The sequence below is a fragment of the Actinosynnema sp. NPDC037264 genome, from assembly GCF_055603705.1.
Genome location: NZ_JBVJVK010000003.1, coordinates 185067 through 204273, shown reverse-complemented (window position 1 = coordinate 204273; position 19207 = coordinate 185067). Strand labels below are relative to the sequence as shown.

General features: G+C 73.8%; 17 protein-coding genes. 3 read left to right on the top strand and 14 right to left on the bottom strand.

Annotation, left to right across the window (positions count from 1 at the left end; translation table 11 throughout):
* Positions 1–28: 28 nt before the first annotated feature.
* The 11 genes from ACZ7GX_RS05475 to ACZ7GX_RS05425 all read right to left on the bottom strand — a co-directional run bounded on the left by ACZ7GX_RS05475 (position 29) and on the right by ACZ7GX_RS05425 (position 12266).
* Complete coding sequence (locus ACZ7GX_RS05475) at positions 29–1102, bottom strand: glycosyltransferase family 4 protein (RefSeq protein ID WP_498773157.1); 1074 nt, start codon at positions 1100–1102, stop codon at positions 29–31.
* 365 nt (positions 1103–1467) lie between these two features.
* The gene (locus ACZ7GX_RS05470; protein ID WP_498773155.1) at positions 1468–2556 is read right to left on the bottom strand and encodes a glycosyltransferase; all 1089 of its coding nucleotides are present in this window, start codon (positions 2554–2556) and stop codon (positions 1468–1470) included.
* Complete coding sequence (locus tag ACZ7GX_RS05465; RefSeq protein ID WP_498773153.1) at positions 2553–3998, bottom strand: oligosaccharide flippase family protein; 1446 nt, start codon at positions 3996–3998, stop codon at positions 2553–2555. Before ACZ7GX_RS05465 ends, ACZ7GX_RS05470 begins: the two co-directional genes overlap by 4 nt.
* A gap of 149 nt (positions 3999–4147) precedes the next feature.
* A complete protein-coding gene (locus tag ACZ7GX_RS05460; protein ID WP_498773151.1) occupies positions 4148–5455 on the bottom strand; it encodes a glycosyltransferase 87 family protein in 1308 nt (435 codons plus the stop codon).
* Entirely contained in the window at positions 5449–6372 is a 924-nt protein-coding gene (locus tag ACZ7GX_RS05455; protein ID WP_498773149.1) for a YveK family protein, read from the bottom strand. The genes ACZ7GX_RS05460 and ACZ7GX_RS05455 overlap by 7 nt, the downstream gene beginning before the upstream one ends.
* On the bottom strand, positions 6369–7424 hold the full coding sequence (locus ACZ7GX_RS05450; RefSeq protein ID WP_498773147.1) for a glycosyltransferase: 1056 nt from the start codon (positions 7422–7424) through the stop codon (positions 6369–6371). Before ACZ7GX_RS05450 ends, ACZ7GX_RS05455 begins: the two co-directional genes overlap by 4 nt.
* Entirely contained in the window at positions 7414–8691 is a 1278-nt protein-coding gene (locus tag ACZ7GX_RS05445; RefSeq protein WP_498773145.1) for an O-antigen ligase family protein, read from the bottom strand. Before ACZ7GX_RS05445 ends, ACZ7GX_RS05450 begins: the two co-directional genes overlap by 11 nt.
* A gap of 35 nt (positions 8692–8726) precedes the next feature.
* Positions 8727–9680, bottom strand: coding sequence for a polysaccharide deacetylase family protein (locus tag ACZ7GX_RS05440; RefSeq protein WP_498773143.1), 954 nt, complete (start codon positions 9678–9680; stop codon positions 8727–8729).
* Positions 9677–10501, bottom strand: coding sequence for a DMT family protein (locus ACZ7GX_RS05435; RefSeq protein ID WP_498773141.1), 825 nt, complete (start codon positions 10499–10501; stop codon positions 9677–9679). The genes ACZ7GX_RS05440 and ACZ7GX_RS05435 overlap by 4 nt, the downstream gene beginning before the upstream one ends.
* A 309-nt stretch (positions 10502–10810) precedes the next feature.
* Positions 10811–11761, bottom strand: a complete 951-nt coding sequence (locus ACZ7GX_RS05430; RefSeq protein ID WP_498773139.1) for a hypothetical protein — start codon at positions 11759–11761, stop codon at positions 10811–10813.
* A gap of 10 nt (positions 11762–11771) precedes the next feature.
* Positions 11772–12266, bottom strand: a complete 495-nt coding sequence (locus ACZ7GX_RS05425) for a SigE family RNA polymerase sigma factor (protein WP_498773137.1) — start codon at positions 12264–12266, stop codon at positions 11772–11774.
* A 133-nt stretch (positions 12267–12399) separates the two neighbouring features.
* Between ACZ7GX_RS05425 and ACZ7GX_RS05420 the strand changes: the two genes are divergently transcribed.
* Complete coding sequence (locus tag ACZ7GX_RS05420; protein ID WP_498773136.1) at positions 12400–13023, top strand: SAM-dependent methyltransferase; 624 nt, start codon at positions 12400–12402, stop codon at positions 13021–13023.
* Positions 13024–13042: 19 nt separating this feature from the next.
* Here the strand turns inward: ACZ7GX_RS05420 and ACZ7GX_RS05415 are convergent, their stop codons facing one another.
* The 3 genes from ACZ7GX_RS05415 to ACZ7GX_RS05405 all read right to left on the bottom strand — a co-directional run bounded on the left by ACZ7GX_RS05415 (position 13043) and on the right by ACZ7GX_RS05405 (position 15961).
* The gene (locus ACZ7GX_RS05415) at positions 13043–13948 is read right to left on the bottom strand and encodes a phenylalanine 4-monooxygenase (RefSeq protein WP_498773134.1); all 906 of its coding nucleotides are present in this window, start codon (positions 13946–13948) and stop codon (positions 13043–13045) included.
* A gap of 95 nt (positions 13949–14043) precedes the next feature.
* On the bottom strand, positions 14044–14916 hold the full coding sequence (locus ACZ7GX_RS05410; RefSeq protein WP_498773132.1) for an NAD-dependent protein deacetylase: 873 nt from the start codon (positions 14914–14916) through the stop codon (positions 14044–14046).
* Between the two features lie 10 nt (positions 14917–14926).
* Complete coding sequence (locus ACZ7GX_RS05405) at positions 14927–15961, bottom strand: LacI family DNA-binding transcriptional regulator (protein ID WP_498773130.1); 1035 nt, start codon at positions 15959–15961, stop codon at positions 14927–14929.
* 69 nt (positions 15962–16030) lie between these two features.
* Here ACZ7GX_RS05405 and ACZ7GX_RS05400 point away from each other — a divergent pair, with 69 nt between their 5' ends.
* Together ACZ7GX_RS05400 and manD are read left to right on the top strand one after the other, a co-directional pair.
* A complete protein-coding gene (locus ACZ7GX_RS05400; RefSeq protein ID WP_498773128.1) occupies positions 16031–17974 on the top strand; it encodes a glycoside hydrolase 5 family protein in 1944 nt (647 codons plus the stop codon).
* Complete coding sequence (gene manD, locus ACZ7GX_RS05395) at positions 17971–19200, top strand: D-mannonate dehydratase ManD (RefSeq protein ID WP_498773126.1); 1230 nt, start codon at positions 17971–17973, stop codon at positions 19198–19200. The genes ACZ7GX_RS05400 and manD overlap by 4 nt, the downstream gene beginning before the upstream one ends.
* Positions 19201–19207: the final 7 nt, after the last annotated feature.

Genomic DNA, 19207 nt, shown 5'->3' with positions numbered 1-19207 from the left:
ACCGACTCACTTCATCGTCGGCACCGACTCACTTCATCATCGGCTCAACCCACGAGCTGCCCATGACCTCGCGGTAGAGGGCGAGGTGGCGGCGCGCGCACACGTCCGGCGCAAACCGCTCCCGCGCCCGCTCAGCGAGCTCCAACCCGATCCGCCCGGGATCGGGCTCCGCGAACAACTCCCGCAACCGAGCGGCCAACCCCTCGACATCACCCGGCACCGCCAACGCCCCAGCCGCCGCCCGGTCCCCCAGCATGTCCGCCACCCCACCGGTGTCCGTCGCCACCACCGGCTTGCCCGCCGCCATCGCCTCGGCCACCACCAACGGCTGCTGCTCCATCGTGGACGGCAGCACGAGCGCGTCGTGGTGCCGCAGCAAGTCGGGCACATCGCTCCGGAAACCCAAGAACTCCACCCTGCCGCCCAACTCGCGCGCCAACGCCTCCGACTTCCCCCGCTCCGGCCCGTCCCCCACCACCGTCAACCTGGCGTCCGCCGGCATCACCCCGGGCAACGCCAAGGCCGCCAACAGGGTGGCCAACCCCTTGCGCTCCACCAACAACCCGACGAACACCAACCGCCGCACCCGTCCCGCCGGCGGCTGCACGTGCGCGGGCTCCACGCAGTTGTCGATGTGCGCCAACCTCGACGCGGGCACCGCCAACCGCGCCGACAGGAACCGCCCCATCGCCCGCGCCGGCACCACCGTCCGATGCACCACCCGCGCCACCACGGCATCCGCCGCCAACACCACCCGCGTGTAAGCCGAAGGCCCCACCGCCCCCGGCACACCCCGGAACCACTCCTCACCCACATCGTCCGGCACACCGTGATAGGTCTGGATCACCTTGTGCCGCAACCGCAAGCCGGCACTCACCAACCCGGCACGCCGATCCTGCGCGTGCACCACGTCCGGCCGCCACTCCCGCACCACCGCCCGCGCCCGCCGCCCGGCCCGGACATCAGCCTTGTCGCCCACCTCGACAACCTCGTGGTGCCCGCTCAACACCTCCGCACCCCTCCGGGGCAAGGGCCCGAACACCCGCACCTCCGCCTGCCCGGACCCGATCACCGCCCGCGCCAACCGAACCGTGACGTCCACCGGCCCCCCGCTGTCCTGGGTCAACAGATACGCAACCCGCAACCGACCGCTCACACCCACCACCAATCCTCTCAACCACAACGGACCCGAGACACGACCCACCGAGGCCCGATTTGACATGGGTTCGGGTGCTTTAGGCTGGTCGAAGCCGGCAGGCCTGGCGGGACGCTCTTCCCCGCCGGGCCTGCCGGCTTTGGCCTGCCTGGAGTGCCCGTAAGGGCCCCATGTCAAATCGAGCCGGACCCAACCCGAGCAGTCACACCGAACGGGACTTGACCTGAGCGAGCAGTCACCGAACGGGACTCAACCCGCCCCACCCTCAACCACCGAGCGGAACTCGAACTTCACCACCCCTCTCCGCGCCTTCACCGCGCCCCCACCAACAACTTGTCCACCAACGTCGCGATCTGATCCGCCACCTGCCGCCGATCGAACAGCAGCTCCACCCGCCGCCGCCCGTGCGCACCCTCCAGGTCAGCCGCCGACGGATCGGCCAGCCGCACGGCCACCGCCTCCGCCAACCCCTCGACGTCACCGGCCGGCAGCACCGCCCCCGCCTCCCCCACGCTCTGCCGCACCCCGCTGACGTCGAACGCCACCACGGACCGCCCGCACGCCATCGCCTCCAACGGCACCAACGCCATGCCCTCGGCCCGCGACGGCAGCACGACCACATCCGCGGCGGCGTAGAACTCCGCGACCGAATCGTCGTGCCCCCACCACCACACGGACTCGTCCTCGCACGCCGTCCGCCATCTCTCCGCCATCGGGCCGTCCCCGACCAGCACGAGCAGCGCGTCCGGCACCTGCTCCCGCACCACCGGCCACGCCGCGAGCAACTGGTCCTGCCCCTTGTACGGCACCAGCCTCCCCACGCACACCGCCGTCGGCACGTCCGGCAGCCCCAACCGCCGCCGCGCGGCCGCCCGGTCGCCCGGTCGGAACCGCTCGACGTCCACGCCGTTGCACACGACCTCCGCCGGCCCCCGCACGCCGACCGCACGCCCGGCGGCCAATTCGTCGTCGCTCACGCACACCAACTGGTGCGTCCACCGCGCACCGACCCGCTCCCAGATCCGGGCCGCCCACGCCACCACCCCGCCGGCGCTCTGGAACGACCACATGTGCGGCTGGAACAACGTCGGCCGCCGGCCGCGCACCACCAGCCGCCCGACCAACCCGGCCTTGGAGCTGTGCAGGTGCACGACATCCGCCTCCAGGCCGCGCAACACGCGCCGGAGTCGCACCGCCTCCCCCACCGTCCCGATCCCCGGCTGCCGACGGGCCCGCCACGCCCGCACACCCACGCCCAGCCCGCGCGCCCGTTCGGCGAGCGGCCCCGGCGGGGACACGACGGTCACCGACCACCCGAGGTCCCGTTGCGCACGGGCCAGTTCCAGCACCACCGCCGCCACACCCGCTGTGACGGGTTGGCTCACGTGCACGACCCTCACCGGCGCACCACCTCCCGGTTCGCGCCCAGCACGACCACGACGCACACCACCGCCAACACGACTCCCTCGCCCAACGCGGCCACCACGGAACCGGGTGGCCCGAACACGTCACCGACTCCGAACGCCACCGCCGCGCAACACCCGGCCGCCGCGACCACCCCGGCGACGCCGCGCGCCACCGAGGCCAACGGCGGGCCGATCCCCCGCCGCGCCAACGCCCACCACGTGCACGGCACCACCAGCCACGCCGCCGCGACCTGCACCAGCGCGACCGCCACCACCCCGTGCCGGGTGAAGACCACCAGCCCGCCGGTCAGCAGCACGAGGTGGCTCACCTCCAGCGCCAGGTAGCGACGCGCGTGCCCGGCGGCCTTGAGCACCTGGTACCACAGGTGCAGCAGGCTGATCCCCAAGCCGTACAGGCACAACAGGGCCAGCGGCACGGCCGCCTCCGCCCACCTCGCCCCGAAGACCACGACCCGGTCGGCCAACGCCGCCGTCACCGCGTACAGGCCGCCGGTCACCACCAGCACGGCCGACGTGAACCGCCCGACCACGGCGGACAGCCCTTCACCGGCGCGGATCAGCTTGGCGCACAACGGCAGCACCACGCCGCCCAGCACCACCGCCACCAGGATGTACGGCACCCACGCGATCCGGTAGGCCAACGAGTACACACCGACCGCCTCCGGCCCGTGCACCCTGGCGATCGCCAGGTAGTCCACGTTGATCAGCAGCACGGCCACCAGCGCGCCGGGCCCGACCACCGCGATCCAGCGCGTCGCCTCACCCGCCGCGCCCGCGTCCCACACCGGCCGCACCCGCACTCCGACGACCACACCGAGCACGGGCTGCGCCACCGCCGTGCACAGCAACCCGACGACCAGCGAGTACGGTCCAGCGCCGGTCACCGCCAGCACCACCGTGACCACCGCGCCGAGCACCGCGCCGCCCGCGTCCGGCAGCAGCCGACGGCGGAAGTCCAGGTCCCGGTGCAGCAGCCCCATCTGCACCCCGGCCACCGCCGAGAACGGCAGGCTCACCGCCGCGAGCCGCACCAGCGGCGCGACCGACGGGGCGTCCAGCGCGTGCGCGATCCCGTCGGCCGCGAGCACCAGCGCTAACGCCAGCACCACCCCCGTGCCCGCGCTGAGCACGAGCAACGTGCCCGCCACCCGGCGCGGGTCGCGGTCGGTGCGGCTGACCACGTCGTACACGCCCATCGACTGGACGACCTGGCCGATGTTGACCAGCGCGACGGCCAGCGCCACCAGCCCGAGCCCTTCCTCGGTGAGGAACGCGGCCAGCACCAGCGTGACGGCCATCTGGCTGCCCTTGCTGAGGAGGTTGACCAGGAACAACCAGAGCGACCCCCGCACCGCCCGCCGCCCGACCGACCCCGCCGCCTCACCCGACCTCGGCGCCTGACCCGGACCCGACACCAAACCGGACGCCACCTCCGAACCAGGCACCACACCCGAACTCGACACCACCTCCGAACCTGCCCCCGACCCCGACCTCGACCCCGCCCCCAAACCCAAACCCGGGCCCAACCCCGGACCCGACCCCGACCCCGCCTCCGAATCGGGCGTCACGTCCGAACCGTGCCCACGGCCGAACACCGGCGGGTCGCCGCGAACACCGCCGCCAGCACCCACGCGACCACGACGGCCACACCGTCGACCGTCACGTCCACCCGCGCGCCCGTCACCGCCCGGATCGCCAGGCTGACGAAGTGCAAGTGCGCGAACGGGACCAGCAGCAGCACCACCGACAGCCCGAGCCGCCAGTCCCGCTCACACCGACCCCGCCACAGCACGACGCCCACCGCCACCAACGACGGCACAGCGATCAGCACGTCACCCGGCTGGTGCACCATGGCCGCCACCACCGCGAGGCACGTGAGCAGGTCCGCCGCGGCGGGCTGTCCCATCCGGTCCAGTCGCCGCACCAGCACCGCGCTCACCACCAGCACACCCGCCAGCGCGACCGGTTCCGCGCCGCCGGGCAGCCAGCCCGTGACCCGGTACAGCACCGCCGCGAGGTCGATCCGCTGCGCCGTCATGGAGTCCACCGCTCCGTACGCCGTCTCACCGGCGTGCGCCAGGTTCGCCGCGATCACGTCCAGGAACGGCCCGACGCCACCTCCCCGCACCACCAGCGGCACCACCACGACCATGCTCGCCACCGCCGCGACCGCCGTCCCGGTCACCGCCACCCGCTGCGACCCGCGCACGAACAGCAGCACCGCCAGCGGCAGGCCGAACTGCGGCTTGAGCCACGCCAGCGCCAACGCGACCGCCGCCCACCTCGGCGCGTCCCGCCGGGCCAGCAACGCGCCCGCCGCGCCGAGCGCGATCAGCGGGTTCACCTGGCCGACGTACAGCTGCGCCTTGCCCACCTGGCTGAGCACGAGCAGCGTCGCGATCACCCCCGTGCCCAGCGCCAGCGGCACGTGCGGGCGCAACCGGCCGGCCGCCAGCACCGCGAGCGCGACCAGCAGCACCAGCGACGCCAACGCGAACGCCACGGCGCCCACCCGGTACCCCGGCAGCGCGAACGGCGCGTGCAGCAGCAGGTGGTAGGGCTGGTAGAGGTTGAACGTCTGCCGCACCGGCCAGTGCTCGACCATCGTGGCCGGGTCGTACGGGTTGCCGCCCGCCAGGAACTCGCGGATCGGGAAGTACAGCGCGTCCCGGAAGTCCTGCATCCGCTCCTCGGGCCGGGTGGCCCAGGTCGGCAGCGGCACCTGCCACGACGGCCGCAGCGCACGCCACGACGCCAGCGCCCCGACCAACACCACCAGCGCGGTGAGCACCCGCACCTTGTCCTTCGACGCAAGAGCCTTCAACGCCGCGGTCTTCACCACAGCCGCCTTCAGCGCCACGGTCTTCAGCACGTCACCACCGCCACCAGGGTCGCCGCGGCCGGCAACGCGCCGACCACGGTCGCCAGCTCGTCCTGCCGCCCGCCGTGGGGCACGACCGCGATCACCGCGTCGCCGTCGGCGGGCTCGCCGGTCTTCTCCGGCAGCTCACCGGCCAGGGCCTCGGCGCGGTCGGCCAGCTCCGGGACCACCGCCACGACGCGCGCGGGCCGTGCCGACGCCTCGCACAGCAAGGCCAGCCGCTGCGCCAAGTCGGGGTCGTCGTCGGGCAGCACGGCCACCGGCCGCCGCACGCCACCGGCGGTGAGCGCCGCGCGCACCTGGTCACGCGGCCGGGTCCGGCGCAGGTGGCCGACGGCGTGCGCGGCCAGGCCGGCCAGCACACCGGCGATCAGCGCCAGGCCGTAGGCCAGCGGCCGGTCCGGGGCGACCTGCGTGGTCTCGGGCCGGTCGAGCAGGCGCAGCCGGGCGGCGGGCGCGAACAGGTCGGCCTCCACCACGGTCTGCGCGATCCGGGTCGCGGCCTGCGCGGCCCGGTCGGCGCTGTCGGCCCGCACCGACAGCCGGGCCAGGCCGGAGGCCGGCACCAGCTCCACCGACACCCGGCCGGCCAGGTCGTCGATCGTGGTGCCCAGCTCGCCGGCCGGACCCCGCAGCACGGACGGGCTGCGCGACACCTCGACCAGCGCGGGCAGCGACAGCGCGACCACCTCGCCGAAGCTGGCCTCGGGCGGTTGGTCGGGATCGCCGACGGCCGGCACCGCGAGCACGCCGACTCGGCTCTCGTACTCCTTGCCCGCCACCTCCACCGCGACCACCACGGCGGTCGCGACCAGCAGCGCGATCGCGAGGCTGACCGCCAGCGGACGCTTCAGGACCGCGGGCACCTCCGGGACGCGCACGTCCCACAACACGCTCAGACCCCTCATGACGCTCCGATCGCGGTGCGCAGCAGTTCGTCGTAGGACCGCATCAGCAGACGCGGGTCGTGCTCGCGCCGCACGGACGCACGGCCCGCCTCGGCCAGGTCGGCCCTGGCCCGCGGGTCGAACAGCAGTGACCGCAACGCCTCGGCCGTCGCGCCGGGATCGCGGCGCGGCACCACCACTCCCCCGCCACCGGCCAACGCCTGCCGCACGCCGTCCACATCGGTCGCCACCACGGGACGTCCGGCGGCCAGCGACTCCAGCACCGCGATCGGCATGCCCTCCCAGTCGCTGGTGAGCACGGTGACGTCGGCGGCGGCCAGCAGGTCGGGCACGTCGCAGCGGTTGCCCAGGAACCGCACCCGGTCCGCGACGCCCAGCTCGGCGGCGCGCACGCGCAGCACGTCGCGGAGGCTGCCGTCACCGGCCAGCCACAGCACCGCATCGCCGTCGAGCTTCGCCCACGCCTCCAGCAGCACGTCGTGCCGCTTCTGCGGTTCCAGCCGGGCCGGGCACAGCGCGACCGGCGCGTCCGGCGCGACGCCGTGCACCGCCCGGACCGCGTTCCGGTCCACCCGTTCGGGTTGCGGGAACACCGCGTTCGGGATCACCACCGGGTCGGGCACGCCCGCCGCGCGCAGCCGGTCGGCCGTGGCGTCGGCGACCGCGACGACCGTGCGCGAGGTCCGCTTGAGGATGCGGGCCGCGCCGGTGTAGTCGGTCTCCGCGACGCCGTGGAACACGGTCAGCAGCGGCAGCTTCCCCGGCAGCACGGCCAGGCGCGCGACGAGGCTGGCCGACACGTTGTGCGCCAGCACCACCTGCGGCCGGAAGCTGCGGATCGCGGCCTTGGTGGCGGTGGTCGCGCGCAGCACGCCGGTCGCCCTGCGCCGGGCGACGGGCACGGTGAACGTCGGCACGCCGCACGCGCGCAACGCCTCGGCCCGGTGCCCGCCGCCGCTGGCCACGGCCGACTGCCAGCCGAACTGCCCGCCCGACCTGGCCATCCCGGCGACGAGCGCTTCGGCGCCGCCGGTACCCATCTCACTGATCACGTGGAGCACACGCAACGTCGCTCGCTCTCCTCAGACGCAGGTCGGCCGCGGCCACGACCGCGACCAGCGACCACAACGGCAGGTAGTACTGCTGGGACAGGAAGGTGGAGGCGACCACGACCGCGATCAGGGACGCCTGGACGGCGACGATCGGCAGCGGGTCGTCGGTGGTGCGGCGCACGCGTGCGCACGTGACCGCGGTGAGCACCAGCAGCCCGGCGAACAGCGCGAAACCGGGCGCCCCGAGTTCGGCGGCGATCTCCAGGTACATGTTGTGCGCCACCGGGGTCTGCTCGTCGATCTCGGCGTTGTTCGAGGCAGCGGGGTAGCCCTCGCGGAACCCGCCCGGCCCCACGCCGAGCGTGGGGTGTTCGGCGACCATGCGCGCGGCGGCCTGCCAGCGCAGTTCGCGGGTGTCCACGTTGGTCCCGGCGACGTGGGTCTTCTCCCGCACCGCCCGGTCCAGCTCCGGTCCGGCGAACAGGACGGCGGCCACGCCGAGCACGGCCAGCGCCGCCACGCCGCCCGCCAACGCCTTGAGCGGCACCGCGCGGCGGGCCAGCAGCCACGCGACGGCGGCGGTGAGGGCGAGCGCGCCGCCCCGGGAGAACGTCGCCGCCGCGCCCGCCGCCAGCACGACGGCCGCCGCCGCGGTCAGGACCGAGCGGCGCAGCGCGACCAGCAGCGGCAGGGCGGCGACCAGGAAGTAGGCCAGGTCGTTCGGGTCCTCCAGCGGCCCGGCGGCCCGGGTCTGCCCCTCGGCGACCATGCCGAGCAGCGCGCCGACGGCCGACACCACGGCTCCGGCCACGGTCGCGGCGAGCACCGCCCGCAGCGGCACCTCACGGGAGACGACGTCGATCAGCACCACCGTGACCAGCAGGAACGGCAGCCAGCGCAGGGCGTACCCGGTCGCGAACGGGCCTCCCGCGTGCACCGCCCAGGACGCCAGCAGCACGACGGCGAGCGCGGCGAGGACCACGTGGACCGGGTGCGGCTCGGGCGCGCGGCGTTGCCGCACCCGCAGGACGGCCCAGACGAGCACCAGCAGGGCGGACGGCGCCTTGGCCAGGTGGCCGTGCACGTGCAGGAGGTAGCCCTCCAGCGGCGCGGCGAACACCGTCGCGCACGCCAGGGCCCGCACCAGCCACGTCATCCCGCCCACCGCGCCCGCCACGTCACCGCCCACACCACGCCACGCCGCATCACCGGCCGCACCACGCCACGCCACGTCACCGCCCGCACCACGCGACGCGGCATCATCCACCGCACCACGCCACGCCCTCCCCCGCATCCGCGACGTCATCCCCCGCACCGCGCCAGCAGCCCGGTGTCGTGCTCGCGCAGGCCCGCGTCGAGCCGGTCGACGTGGGCGCCGGTGCCGATCACCTCGAAGTGGTGCTCGCGCAGCGCGCCCAGCACCCAGCCGAGGAACTCGACCTTCCGCGCGCCGGGCACCGCCATGCCGGGGAAGAACTCCATGCCGGGCGCCTCGGCCGCGCCGAGCACGTCGGTGGGGTGCAGCAGCAGCGACGGCTGAACGCCGCGTGCCCGGCACAAATGCAACGCTGCGGTGAAGTACGCACGGGCCAACCGCGGCGAGACTTGGTGCAGTTGCAGCAGGTACGAGCCGTGGATCGGGACGCGCAGCAGCGGCATGGTGGTGACCGGCAGCTCGACCAGGCCCGTGCCGACGCGCCAGCGGTAGGCGGCGTTGGGCGCGCGGACGCGGGAGAAGCCGCCGAACAGGTCGCGTTCGCCGCCGGTCGGCGCGGTGCGGTTGTGGTAGGCGCGGGCGAGCGGGCCGATCCAGGTGGGCAGGGTGCTGGCGTCGTAGCGGTAGCCGCGTTCGGCGAGCAGTTCCAGCAGGTCGCGGGTGACGCTGTAGCCGGGACCGCGGAAGCCGGTCGGTCGAGGCGCGCCCGCGGCGACGATGGCCGCCTCGGTGCGGGCGAGCTCGGCTTCGAGCCGGTCGCGGGTGTAGCGGTGCAGCCAGGGTTCGTGGCCGTAGGAGTGGTTGCCGATCTCGTGCCCGGCGGCGGTGATGTCGGCGACGGCCTGGGCGCCGTCGTCGCGTTCGGCGTCCGCGCCGACGACGAAGACGGTCGTGGTGAGGCCGTGCGTGCCGAAGGCTTCGAGCAGTCGTGGCACGGCGGTGGGCAGGAAGCTGGGGCGGCGTTCCCACCCGGGGTCGCCGTGGGTCTTGAGGTAGGCCCAGAGGTTGTCGAGGTCGAGGGAGACGCTGGCGGTGCTCACCCGGCCACCTCCGCCGGCGCCTTGGCGAAGCGGTCGGCGAAGCCGAGCAGCAGCACGCCGGACACGACGAGCGCGACGCCGAGCGCCACCCACCACTCGCGGCCGGGTGTGATCCGGTCGCCGAGGGCGGCGATGCCGATGATCGAGGTGAGCACGACGGTGGTGGCGTCCATGGTGGCGACCGTCGAGGTGGCCGAGCCGCGGCGCAGGGACAGCGCGAGGTAGGACTGGCCGACCAGGGCTGCGGCGATCATCAACCACGCCAGCGGGTACAGCGGGAGGGTGAGGAACGGTTCGTCGGCGAGCGTCCGGCTCGTCATGGCGACCACCGCGAACGCCAGGCCGGCGGACGCGGCCAGCGGCACCACTCCGCCGATCCGGCGCTGCACCAGCACGAGCGCGACCAGGGGCAGTCCGAACAGGACGATGCCGAGGCCTTGGGGCACGTCGTGCGCGGCCGACGGCGTGGCCGCCGCGACGAGCAGCACCAGCCCCGTCGCCATCACGACGAGCACCACGACCTCGATCACGCGGACCCGCCAGCCGAGCACGGCGATGCCGAAGAGCGTGGCCAGGCCCACCGCGCACGACGAGCCGGCCTGGACGAGGTACAGCGGCAGTTCGGCGCGGGCCAGGAACGCCAGCGCGAACCCGCCCACCTGGCCCGCGAAGCCGAGCAGGTAGAGCCGGTCGCGGGCGAGCCTGGCGAGCAGCCCGAGCCCGCCGCCGCCTTCGTCGGCGCGCCGGGAGGCGATCGACTGGGCGACGATGCCCAGCGCGTACAGCACCGCCGACGCGGAGAGTTCGAGGTAGCCAGTCACGCGACCTTCCCCTGGAGATAACGGCCCGTGGAGACAGCCGGCACGCGGACGCGGTCGGTGTGATCCCGATATCGGAAGGGGAGCGTAGAACCCGAAAGACCTCGACTCGTTCGAGCGATAGGTGACTACACGATCGAGCTAACCCGCCGACTACACAACGACTTCACGCCTCGGGCAGCCGGCGCGAACACACCGACGCTCGGAGCACGCCGCGCCAGCCGGCGCATGGGCGGGCGAATGGCAGGCTCGCGGGCCGTGGGTGGCCGGTGTCCGGGCGGGCCGACGGCAGACGTGTCGCGGCGACCGTGGTTACGCGGCGTCGGCGACAGCCAGGCCGATCCTGGTCAGCTGCTCCTCGGTCAACGGCAGCGTCCCGCGTCCCGCGCCCGTGCGGTCGAACGAGCTGTCCTCCTCCCGCCACGAGAAGTCCGGGCTGCCGAAGTTCGCCACGGTGATCGCGTAGGTCGCGCCGGTCGTCGTGTAGACGCGCAGCACCTGCGCCAGCGACTGGAACGGCTCGCTCACCCGGATCGGGTAGAACTGGAGCACCGTCCCGTCCGAGCGGACCAGTCGTCGCGGCGGGACGCAGTTGCCTTCCGCGAACACCTCCTCGTCGGCCGCCGCGACCGGGTCGACGGTGGTGTGGCCGGCCTTCAGGTCGACGCTGCCGGTGCCGTGCTCGTCGGTGACGTCGAGCCACTGGACGTGCCCGTCCACCGAGTCGGGGTGCTTCTCCTTGTTGGCGGGGATCACACGGGTGTGCAGCTCGCTCACCTTCGCGGGTGACGCGACCTGCGCCACCGCGAGTTCCCACGCGTTCAGCACGGGCAGGGGCGGGCGTGGCGAGGTCCACGTGGTGAACCGGCTGCCGGCGCCCATGTCGCACTGCGGGATGGCCAGGATCTCGCGGCCGGCCGGCGGTGGCGCGGTCGACGCGGGGGTGAAGGTGCCGTAGGCGATGCGCGTCGGCCGGTCCACGGTCGTCCACTCCGGACCCGGGGTCGCGGGCGACGTCGTCACCACCGGCCCGTCGCTACCGGGTCGCGCGTCCGGCGGCGCGGCGAGCTCGCCCAGCGCGGCCGTGCCGAAGCCGACCGCGCCGACGACCGCCAGCACGCCCGCCGACGCGCCGACGCGACGCGCCAGCAACCTGCGACGGCCCCGTTTGAGCACGTCCGCCAAGTCCGTCCGCACGGCGGGCGCCGGTCCGTCCACTTCGGACTTCAGCCGGCCGCTCAACTCCTGCTCGTCCCACATCACGCACCCTCCGTCAGGCCTTGTCCGAGGTGACCGCGCCGCGATAGGCCTCGCGGAGCGCCTGCAACCCGCGGGCGGTCTGGCTCTTCACCGTGCCGGTGGAGCACCGCAGCGCCTCCGCCGCCTGCTCGACCGAGAGGTCGTGCACGTACCGCAGCACGAGCACGGCCCGCTGCCGCGGCGGCACGTGCCGCAACGCGGCCAGCAACGGCTGGCGCTCGTCGCTGGAGGTGTCCGCCTCGACGGCCGACTCCGGCGGCGAGGCCACGCTCTGCTCACGTCGCCTGCCCCGGCGCCGCGAGTCGAGGAACAGCCTGGTCACGATGGTGCGCAGGTACGCTTCCGCGCTCTCCCGCCGCACCTTGGGCCAGTGGGCGTACAGGCGGACGAACGCGCCCTGCGCGATCTCCTCGGCCTCGCCCCAGTCGCCGCACAGCGCGTACGCAGTGCGTCGAGCCTGGTCGAACCGGCTCGCGAAGAACCGGGAGAACTCGTCGTCGCGCCCCACCCGTCGCCCTCCCCTGATGTCCTGCGGTCACCACACCTACGCACTTGCGCCCCGCGGGGTTGCACCGGCCGCCGAGTTGCCGGATCGGCAACTTTCTTTGCCGGTCTGCCGGGGTGGTCCGCACTATCGGGGCATGGACGCAACTGAGGAGTACTGGGAGACGTTCTACCGCGACCGCGACCAGGTGTGGACCGGCAAGGCCAACGAGCTGCTGGTGCGCGAGGTCGCCCACCTCGACCCGGGCGCCGCGCTCGACCTGGGCTGCGGCGAGGGGGGTGACGCGTTGTGGCTGGCCGAGCAGGGCTGGCAGGTGACCGCGGTCGACGTGTCCGCCGTCGCCCTGGCCAGGGGTGCGGCCCGGGCCACCGAGCTGGGGCTGGCCGCGCGCATCGACTGGCAGCGGCACGACCTGGCGCGCTCGTTCCCGACCGGGAGGTTCGACCTGGTCTCGGCGCAGTTCCTGCACTCGTCGGTGGCCGCGGAGGGCGAGCGGGAGGGCATCCTGGCGCGGGCGGCCGAGGCGGTGGCGCCCGGCGGGAGGCTGCTGGTCGTGGGGCACGCCGGCTGGCCCACGTGGCTGGCGGACAACCCGCCGGTGGACTACCGGTTCCCGACGAACGCCGAGGTGCTGGACTCCCTCGCCCTGGGCCCCGAGTGGGTGGTGGAGGTGGACGAGTCGGTCGAGCGCGTGGTGATCAGCCCGGAGCAGGTGCACGGCACGCGGTCGGACGTCGTGCTGCGCTTGAGGCGCGGCTGAGGACGGGCGAGCGGCGACGTCAGGCGACGGCGCCGCGCTCGGCCCGCGAGGGCAGGCCCAGGCGGTCGCGGGTGCCCTCGTCGAAGTCGTCCAGGAAGTCGTGCAGGGCGTCGGCGACGTGGTCCAGCGAGCGCGTCGCGTACAGCACCGGCTGGTACCCGGCCGCGACGTACGGCGTGTCCACGACCCGTTCGACGGCCCACGGCCGGATGTCGGCGCGGTGCAGCTGCCCGAGCTCGCCGTAGGAGGACAGCAGCGCCGCCCCGTACGCCTTGACCCGCCCCTGCTCGAACGTGACGCCGTACTCCAGGGTGAACCAGTACACGCGGCTGATCAGGTCCAGGGCATCCTCGCTGGACACCCGGGACGCCGCCGCGCCGACCAGCCGGTAGAGGTCGGCGAACCACGGCGCGGACAGGTGCGTGCCGTGGCCGAACACGTCGTGCACGACGTCGGGCTCGGGCGTGTACAGGGGCATCGCCGGGTGCCGCACGTACTGCACGGCGTGGAAGTACCCGCGCGCCATGGAGCCCAGGAACCGCTCGTCCGGCACGAGCCCGCCGGCGAGGGTGAACCGGAACCCGGTCAGCTCGTGGAGGCGGTCGCCGACCTCGGCGTGCTGCGGCACGTGGTCGGCGGGTACGGGTGCGGCGTCCCGGGCGCGCAACACCGCCCGGCACACCGTGTCCCGCTGGGCCGCAGTCAGCGCGGCGTGGACCTGCCGCCAGGTCTCGTGCTCCCGCTCGGTGTAGGCGACCGGAGGTGAGGGCGCGCCCACCTCGTGGTCCTCGGCCAGGGCCGCGATCGCGTCACGGCGGCGGACGTACGCGGGATCGCTCAGGCCGGGGTGCAGCGGGGCGGCGCCGAGCCTCCCGTCCGGCGCCACCGGCGTCCGTGCGCGCACGTCGACGGTTTCGCTCGTCATGTCCCGGGGCGTACCCGGCTGTTCCGCCGGCACGCGGCCGAAGGACACCGCTCACCCCGTCGGGTGACATCGGGGCCGCCTTCGGGGACGGAGCGCTACAACCGGGCGAGCAGCTCGGTCAGGGCCGGGCCGAGGTGCCGGTCGACGCGGACGGTCGCGTGGACGTCGCCCCTGGTCTCGCCCTTGTTGACGATGAGGACCGGCTTGCCGGCGGCCGCGGCGCGCCGGACGAACCGCAGGCCGGACATGACGGTCAGCGAGGAGCCGAGCACGAGCAGCGCGTCGGCGCCGTCCACCAGGCGGTAGCACTGCTCGACGCGCGGTCGCGGCACGTTCTCGCCGAAGAACACCACGTCCGGTTTCAGCACGCCGCTCGCGCAGTCGGCGCACCCGACCAGCCGGAACGACCGCACCTCGTGCTCGGCCAGGTCGACGTCGCCGTCCGGGTTGATCCTGGTGGAGGTGGCCTCGAACGCCGGGTTGGCGGCGCGGAACCGGCGGTCGAGGTCCTCGCGGGGGCTCACCGCCCGGCAGCCCAGGCACACGACCCGGTCCAGGCCGCCGTGCAGCTCGACCACGTCGGGCGTGCCGGCGGCCTGGTGCAGGCCGTCGACGTTCTGCGTGATCACGCCGGACAGGTGGCCGCGGGCGCGCAGCTCGGCCACGGCGCGGTGGCCGGCGTTGGGCGCGGCGCGGGCGATGGTCCGCCAGCCGAGGTGGCTGCGCGCCCAGTACCGGCGCCTGCCCTCGGCGCTGCCGACGAACTCGTCGTAGGTCATCGGGGTGTGCTTGCGCAGGCTGCCCGCCGCGCCCCGGTAGTCCGGGATGCCGGACTCGGTGGACAGGCCCGCGCCGCTGAGCACCAGCACCCGACCGTCCGCGACCACCCGCACGACCTCGTCCAGGCTGGTGGTGCGCGGCAACGGCGCGCCGGTCGGCGTCCAGCTCAACGTCGGCCGTGTGCGCATGCGCTCCACTTTACGTGCGGTCGGGGGCCGGGCCCGTGGACTCGCGGACCACCAGTTCGGGCGGTCGGACCTCGACCGAGGCGTCCTCGATCTCGTCCAGGGACGCGAGCAGCACGCGCGCCGCCGCACGGCCGAGGCCGACGAGGTCCTGGCGCACGGTGGTGAGCTGCGGGTAGACCAGCTCGCCGAGCGGCAGGTCGTCGTGGCCGATCACCGACAGCTCGCCGGGCACGTCGACGCCGAGCCGGCGGGCCGCGCTCATCCCGGCCACGGCCATGGAGTCGTTGGCGAACAGCACGGCGGTGGGGCGTCGGCGGTCGGCGAGGAGCCTGGCGGTGGCGTCGACCGCGCCGGCGGCGGTGAAGTCGGAGACGATCGAGTGGCTGGGCGCGAGGTCGTGCGCGGCCAGCGCGTCCTCGACCACGCGCCGCCGGTAGAGCGTGTGGACGCGGTCCTCGGGGCCGGAGACGTAGGCGACGCGCCGGTGCCCGTGCGCGACGAGGTGCTCGACGGCCGCGCGGAGGCCGCTGTCGAGCCCGGTCGCCTGCACCGACGGCACGGGGTCGTCCCGCCACGGCGTGCCGATCAGCACGGCGTTCACGCCGAGGGTCCGCAGCAGCTCGAACCGGGTGTCGCCAATCCGGCTCTCGGTGAGCACGACGCCGTCCACCCGGCGTTCGTCGGCCAGCCTGCGGTAGGCGGCCTCCTCCGCGCTCGGCTCCTCGCCGACGATGTGCAGCAGCAGGCCGTACCCGAGCGGGGACAGCTCGCTCTCGATGCCGGAGATCAGCAGGGTGAAGTGCGGGTCGGCGCTGAGCAGGTCCGGCGACCGCTTGGCGACCATGCCGATCGCGCGGGTCTTCGCCGAGCGCAGCGCGACGGCGGCGGCGGACGGCGTCCACCGGAGCTTGCTCGCGGCGGTGAGGACGCGTTCGCGGGTGGCCGCGGAGATGCTGCCCTTGCCGTTGACGACCTTCGACACGGCCGCCACCGACACCCCGGCGAGGGCGGCGACGTCGGTGATCGTCGGCTTGCGACTCGGCACCCGGTGAACGTTACACCGTTCGGCCCCAGTGCCTCGACAGACGTCAGGTTAAACGATATACCTGTGGCCATGCAGCGCAACTCCGCCAAGCTCGCCGGCCCCGACACCTGGGTGGGGGTCAACTACTGGTCGCGGACCGGTGGCCCGTTGATGTGGCGCGACTACGACCCGGCGGTCGTGGACGAGGAGCTGCTGGTGATGCGCGACCACGGGATCGGCCTGACCCGCAGCTTCTTCTACTGGCCGGACTTCATGCCGACCGAGGACGCGCTGGACGCGGAACTGCTCGCCAGGTACGACGACTTCCTCGACCGGCACCACGCGCTGGGCATGCGGACCATCCCGACGTTCGTCGTGGGGCACATGTCAGGTCAGAACTGGGACCCGCCGTGGCGCGACGGCCGGGACGTCTTCGCCGACGCGTCGTTCCTGGACCGGCAGCGCTGGTACGTCCGCGAGCTGACCGGCCGGTGGCACGACCACCCGGCGGTGGCGGGGTGGCTGCTGAGCAACGAGATCCCGATCTACGCCGACTGGCGGTCGCGGGGCATCGGCACGCTGGACCCGGACGCGGTGACCGCGTGGGCGGCGGCACTGATCGGGGAGATCCGCGCGGCGGGCGCGACGCAGCCGGTGTCGGTCGGCGACGGCGCGTGGGGCGTGGAGGTCACGGGGCTGGACAACGGCTTCCGGGTGCGCGACCTGGCGCCGTTGATCGACTTCCACGGGCCGCACGTGTACCGGATGGAGGACGACCAGCTGCGGCTGCACCTCGGCGCGGCGTTCGTCTGCGAGCTGCTCGACATCGGCGGCAGGCCCGTGGTGCTGGAGGAGTTCGGCGTGACGTCCGACTACGCGTCGGAGGAGAACGCCGCCCACTACTACCGGCAGGTCCTGCACACGACGTTGCTGGCGGGCGCGACCGGCTGGATACCGTGGAACAACACCGACTACGACGACCTGGCCGACCAGGAGCCCTACCGGCACCACCCGTTCGAGATGCACTTCGGCCTCACGGACTCCTCGGGACGGCCGAAAGCGCAGCTGCGGGAGGTGCGGGCGTTCACGGAGGTGTTGCGGCGCACGGACTTCGCGCGGCTGCGGCGGCCGGACACCTCGATCGCGCTGCTGGTGTCGTCGTTCCTGGAGGCGCGGTACCCGTTCACGCAGCCCGAGGACGCGACGAGCGTGGCGAACAGCTCGCGGCAGGCGTACATCGCGGCACGGGAGGCGGACCTGCCCGTGGGCGTGGCGCGCGAGCTGGACGGCGTGCCGGACGACTGCGCGTTGTACCTGGCGCCGTCGGTCAAGCAGCTCACCGCGCCGACGTGGCGGGCGTTGGTGGAGCGCGCCGCGGCGGGCGCGGTGGTGTACGCGTCGTACTTCGTCGGCGAGCACCGGACGCAGCGCGGACCGTGGTGGCCGAAGCTGGACGAGACGTTCGGCGTGGTGAAGCAGCTGCGGTACGGGTTGGTCGACCCGATCGAGGACGACTCGCTGCGGATGGTGTTCCAGCGCGGGTTCGGCGGCATCGGCGCAGGTGAGGAGCTGGTGTTCCGGGTCGGCGGCACGGCGGAGTCCCGCGCGTTCCTGCCGGTCGTGCCGGACGGGGCGGAGGTGGTCGCGGTCGACGGGCACGGGCGGCCCGCCCTGCTGCGGCACCGGGTCGGCGACGGGTGGATGGTGCTGTGCACCTACCCGTTGGAGCACATGGCCGCTTCGACGCCGCGGGTCAACCCGGAACCGACGTGGCGGCTGTACGCGGCGCTGGCCGCGGTCGCCGGCGTGCCCCCGGCGGTCCGGGTGGACGACCCGCTGGTGATGACGGGGCTGATGGAGCACTCCTCCGACGGGCGGGTGTTCGCGTGGTTCGTCAGCCAGCACGCCTCACCGGTCACGGTGGACCCGGTCCTCGACGGGCGGTTGGTGGCGTTGGACGGCTCGCCGTTGGGCTCCGTGGAGTTGGACCCGTACGGCGTCGTGGTGGCCGAGGTGCGGGAGGTGGAGTCGTGAAGATCGCGGCGGTGGAGGTCGTGGTGACCTGTCCGGGGCGGAACTTCGTCACGCTGCGGATCACCACCGAGGACGGGATCACCGGTCTGGGCGACGCCACGCTGAACGGGCGTGAGCTGGCGGTGGAGGCGTACCTGCGCGAGCACGTCGTGCCGCTGCTGCTGGGGCGCGACGCCTCGGCCATCGAGGACACCTGGCAGTACCTGTACCGGGGCGCGTACTGGCGACGCGGTCCGGTGACGATGGCCGCGATCGCCGCCGTGGACACGGCCCTGTGGGACATCAAGGCGCGTGCGGCGGGGATGCCGCTGTACCAGCTGCTCGGCGGGGCGTGCCGGGTGGGCGCGCTGGCCTACGGGCACGCGTCGGGGCGTGACCTGCCGGAGCTGTTCGACTCGATCCGGCTGCACCTGGAGCTGGGGTTCCGGGCGATCCGGGTGCAGACCGGGATTCCCGGGCTGGAGACGGTGTACGGGGTGGCGGCGTCGGCGGCCGGCGGCGGTGACCGGTACGACTACGAGCCGGCGCGGCCGACGGCGTTGCCGGTGGAGGAGAGCTGGGACACGCGGGCCTACCTGCGGCACGTGCCCTCGGTGTTCGAGGCGGTGCGGTCGGAGTTCGGGCCGGCGTTGCCGCTGCTGCACGACGGCCACCACCGGATGACCCCGATCGAGGCGGCCCGGCTGGGGAAGGCGCTCGAGCCGTACGACCTGTTCTGGCTGGAGGACGCGACGCCCGGCGAGGACCAGGCGGCGTTGCGGCTGATCCGGCAGCACACCACCACGCCGTTGGCGATCGGCGAGGTGTTCAACTCGATCCACGACTACACGACGTTGCTGAGCGAGCGGCTGATCGACTACGTCCGTTCGGCGGTCACCCACACGGGCGGAGTGAGCGCGTTGAAGAAGGTGCTCGACTTCGCCGCCGTGTACGGGGTCAAGTCGGGGATGCACGGGCCGACGGACATCTCACCGGTCGGCATGGCCGCCGCGCTGCACCTGGACCTCGCCGTGCACAACTTCGGCATCCAGGAGTACATGCGGCACTCGGCGCGGACGCTGGAGGTCTTCCGGACGTCCTACACGTTCGCCGACGGCCTGCTGCACCCGTCCGACGCGCCGGGGTTGGGGGTCGAGCTCGACGTGGACGCGGCCGCCCGGTTCCCCTACCGTGCCGCGTACCTGCCGGTCAACCGGCTGGCGGACGGCACCCTCCACGACTGGTGAGTGACCC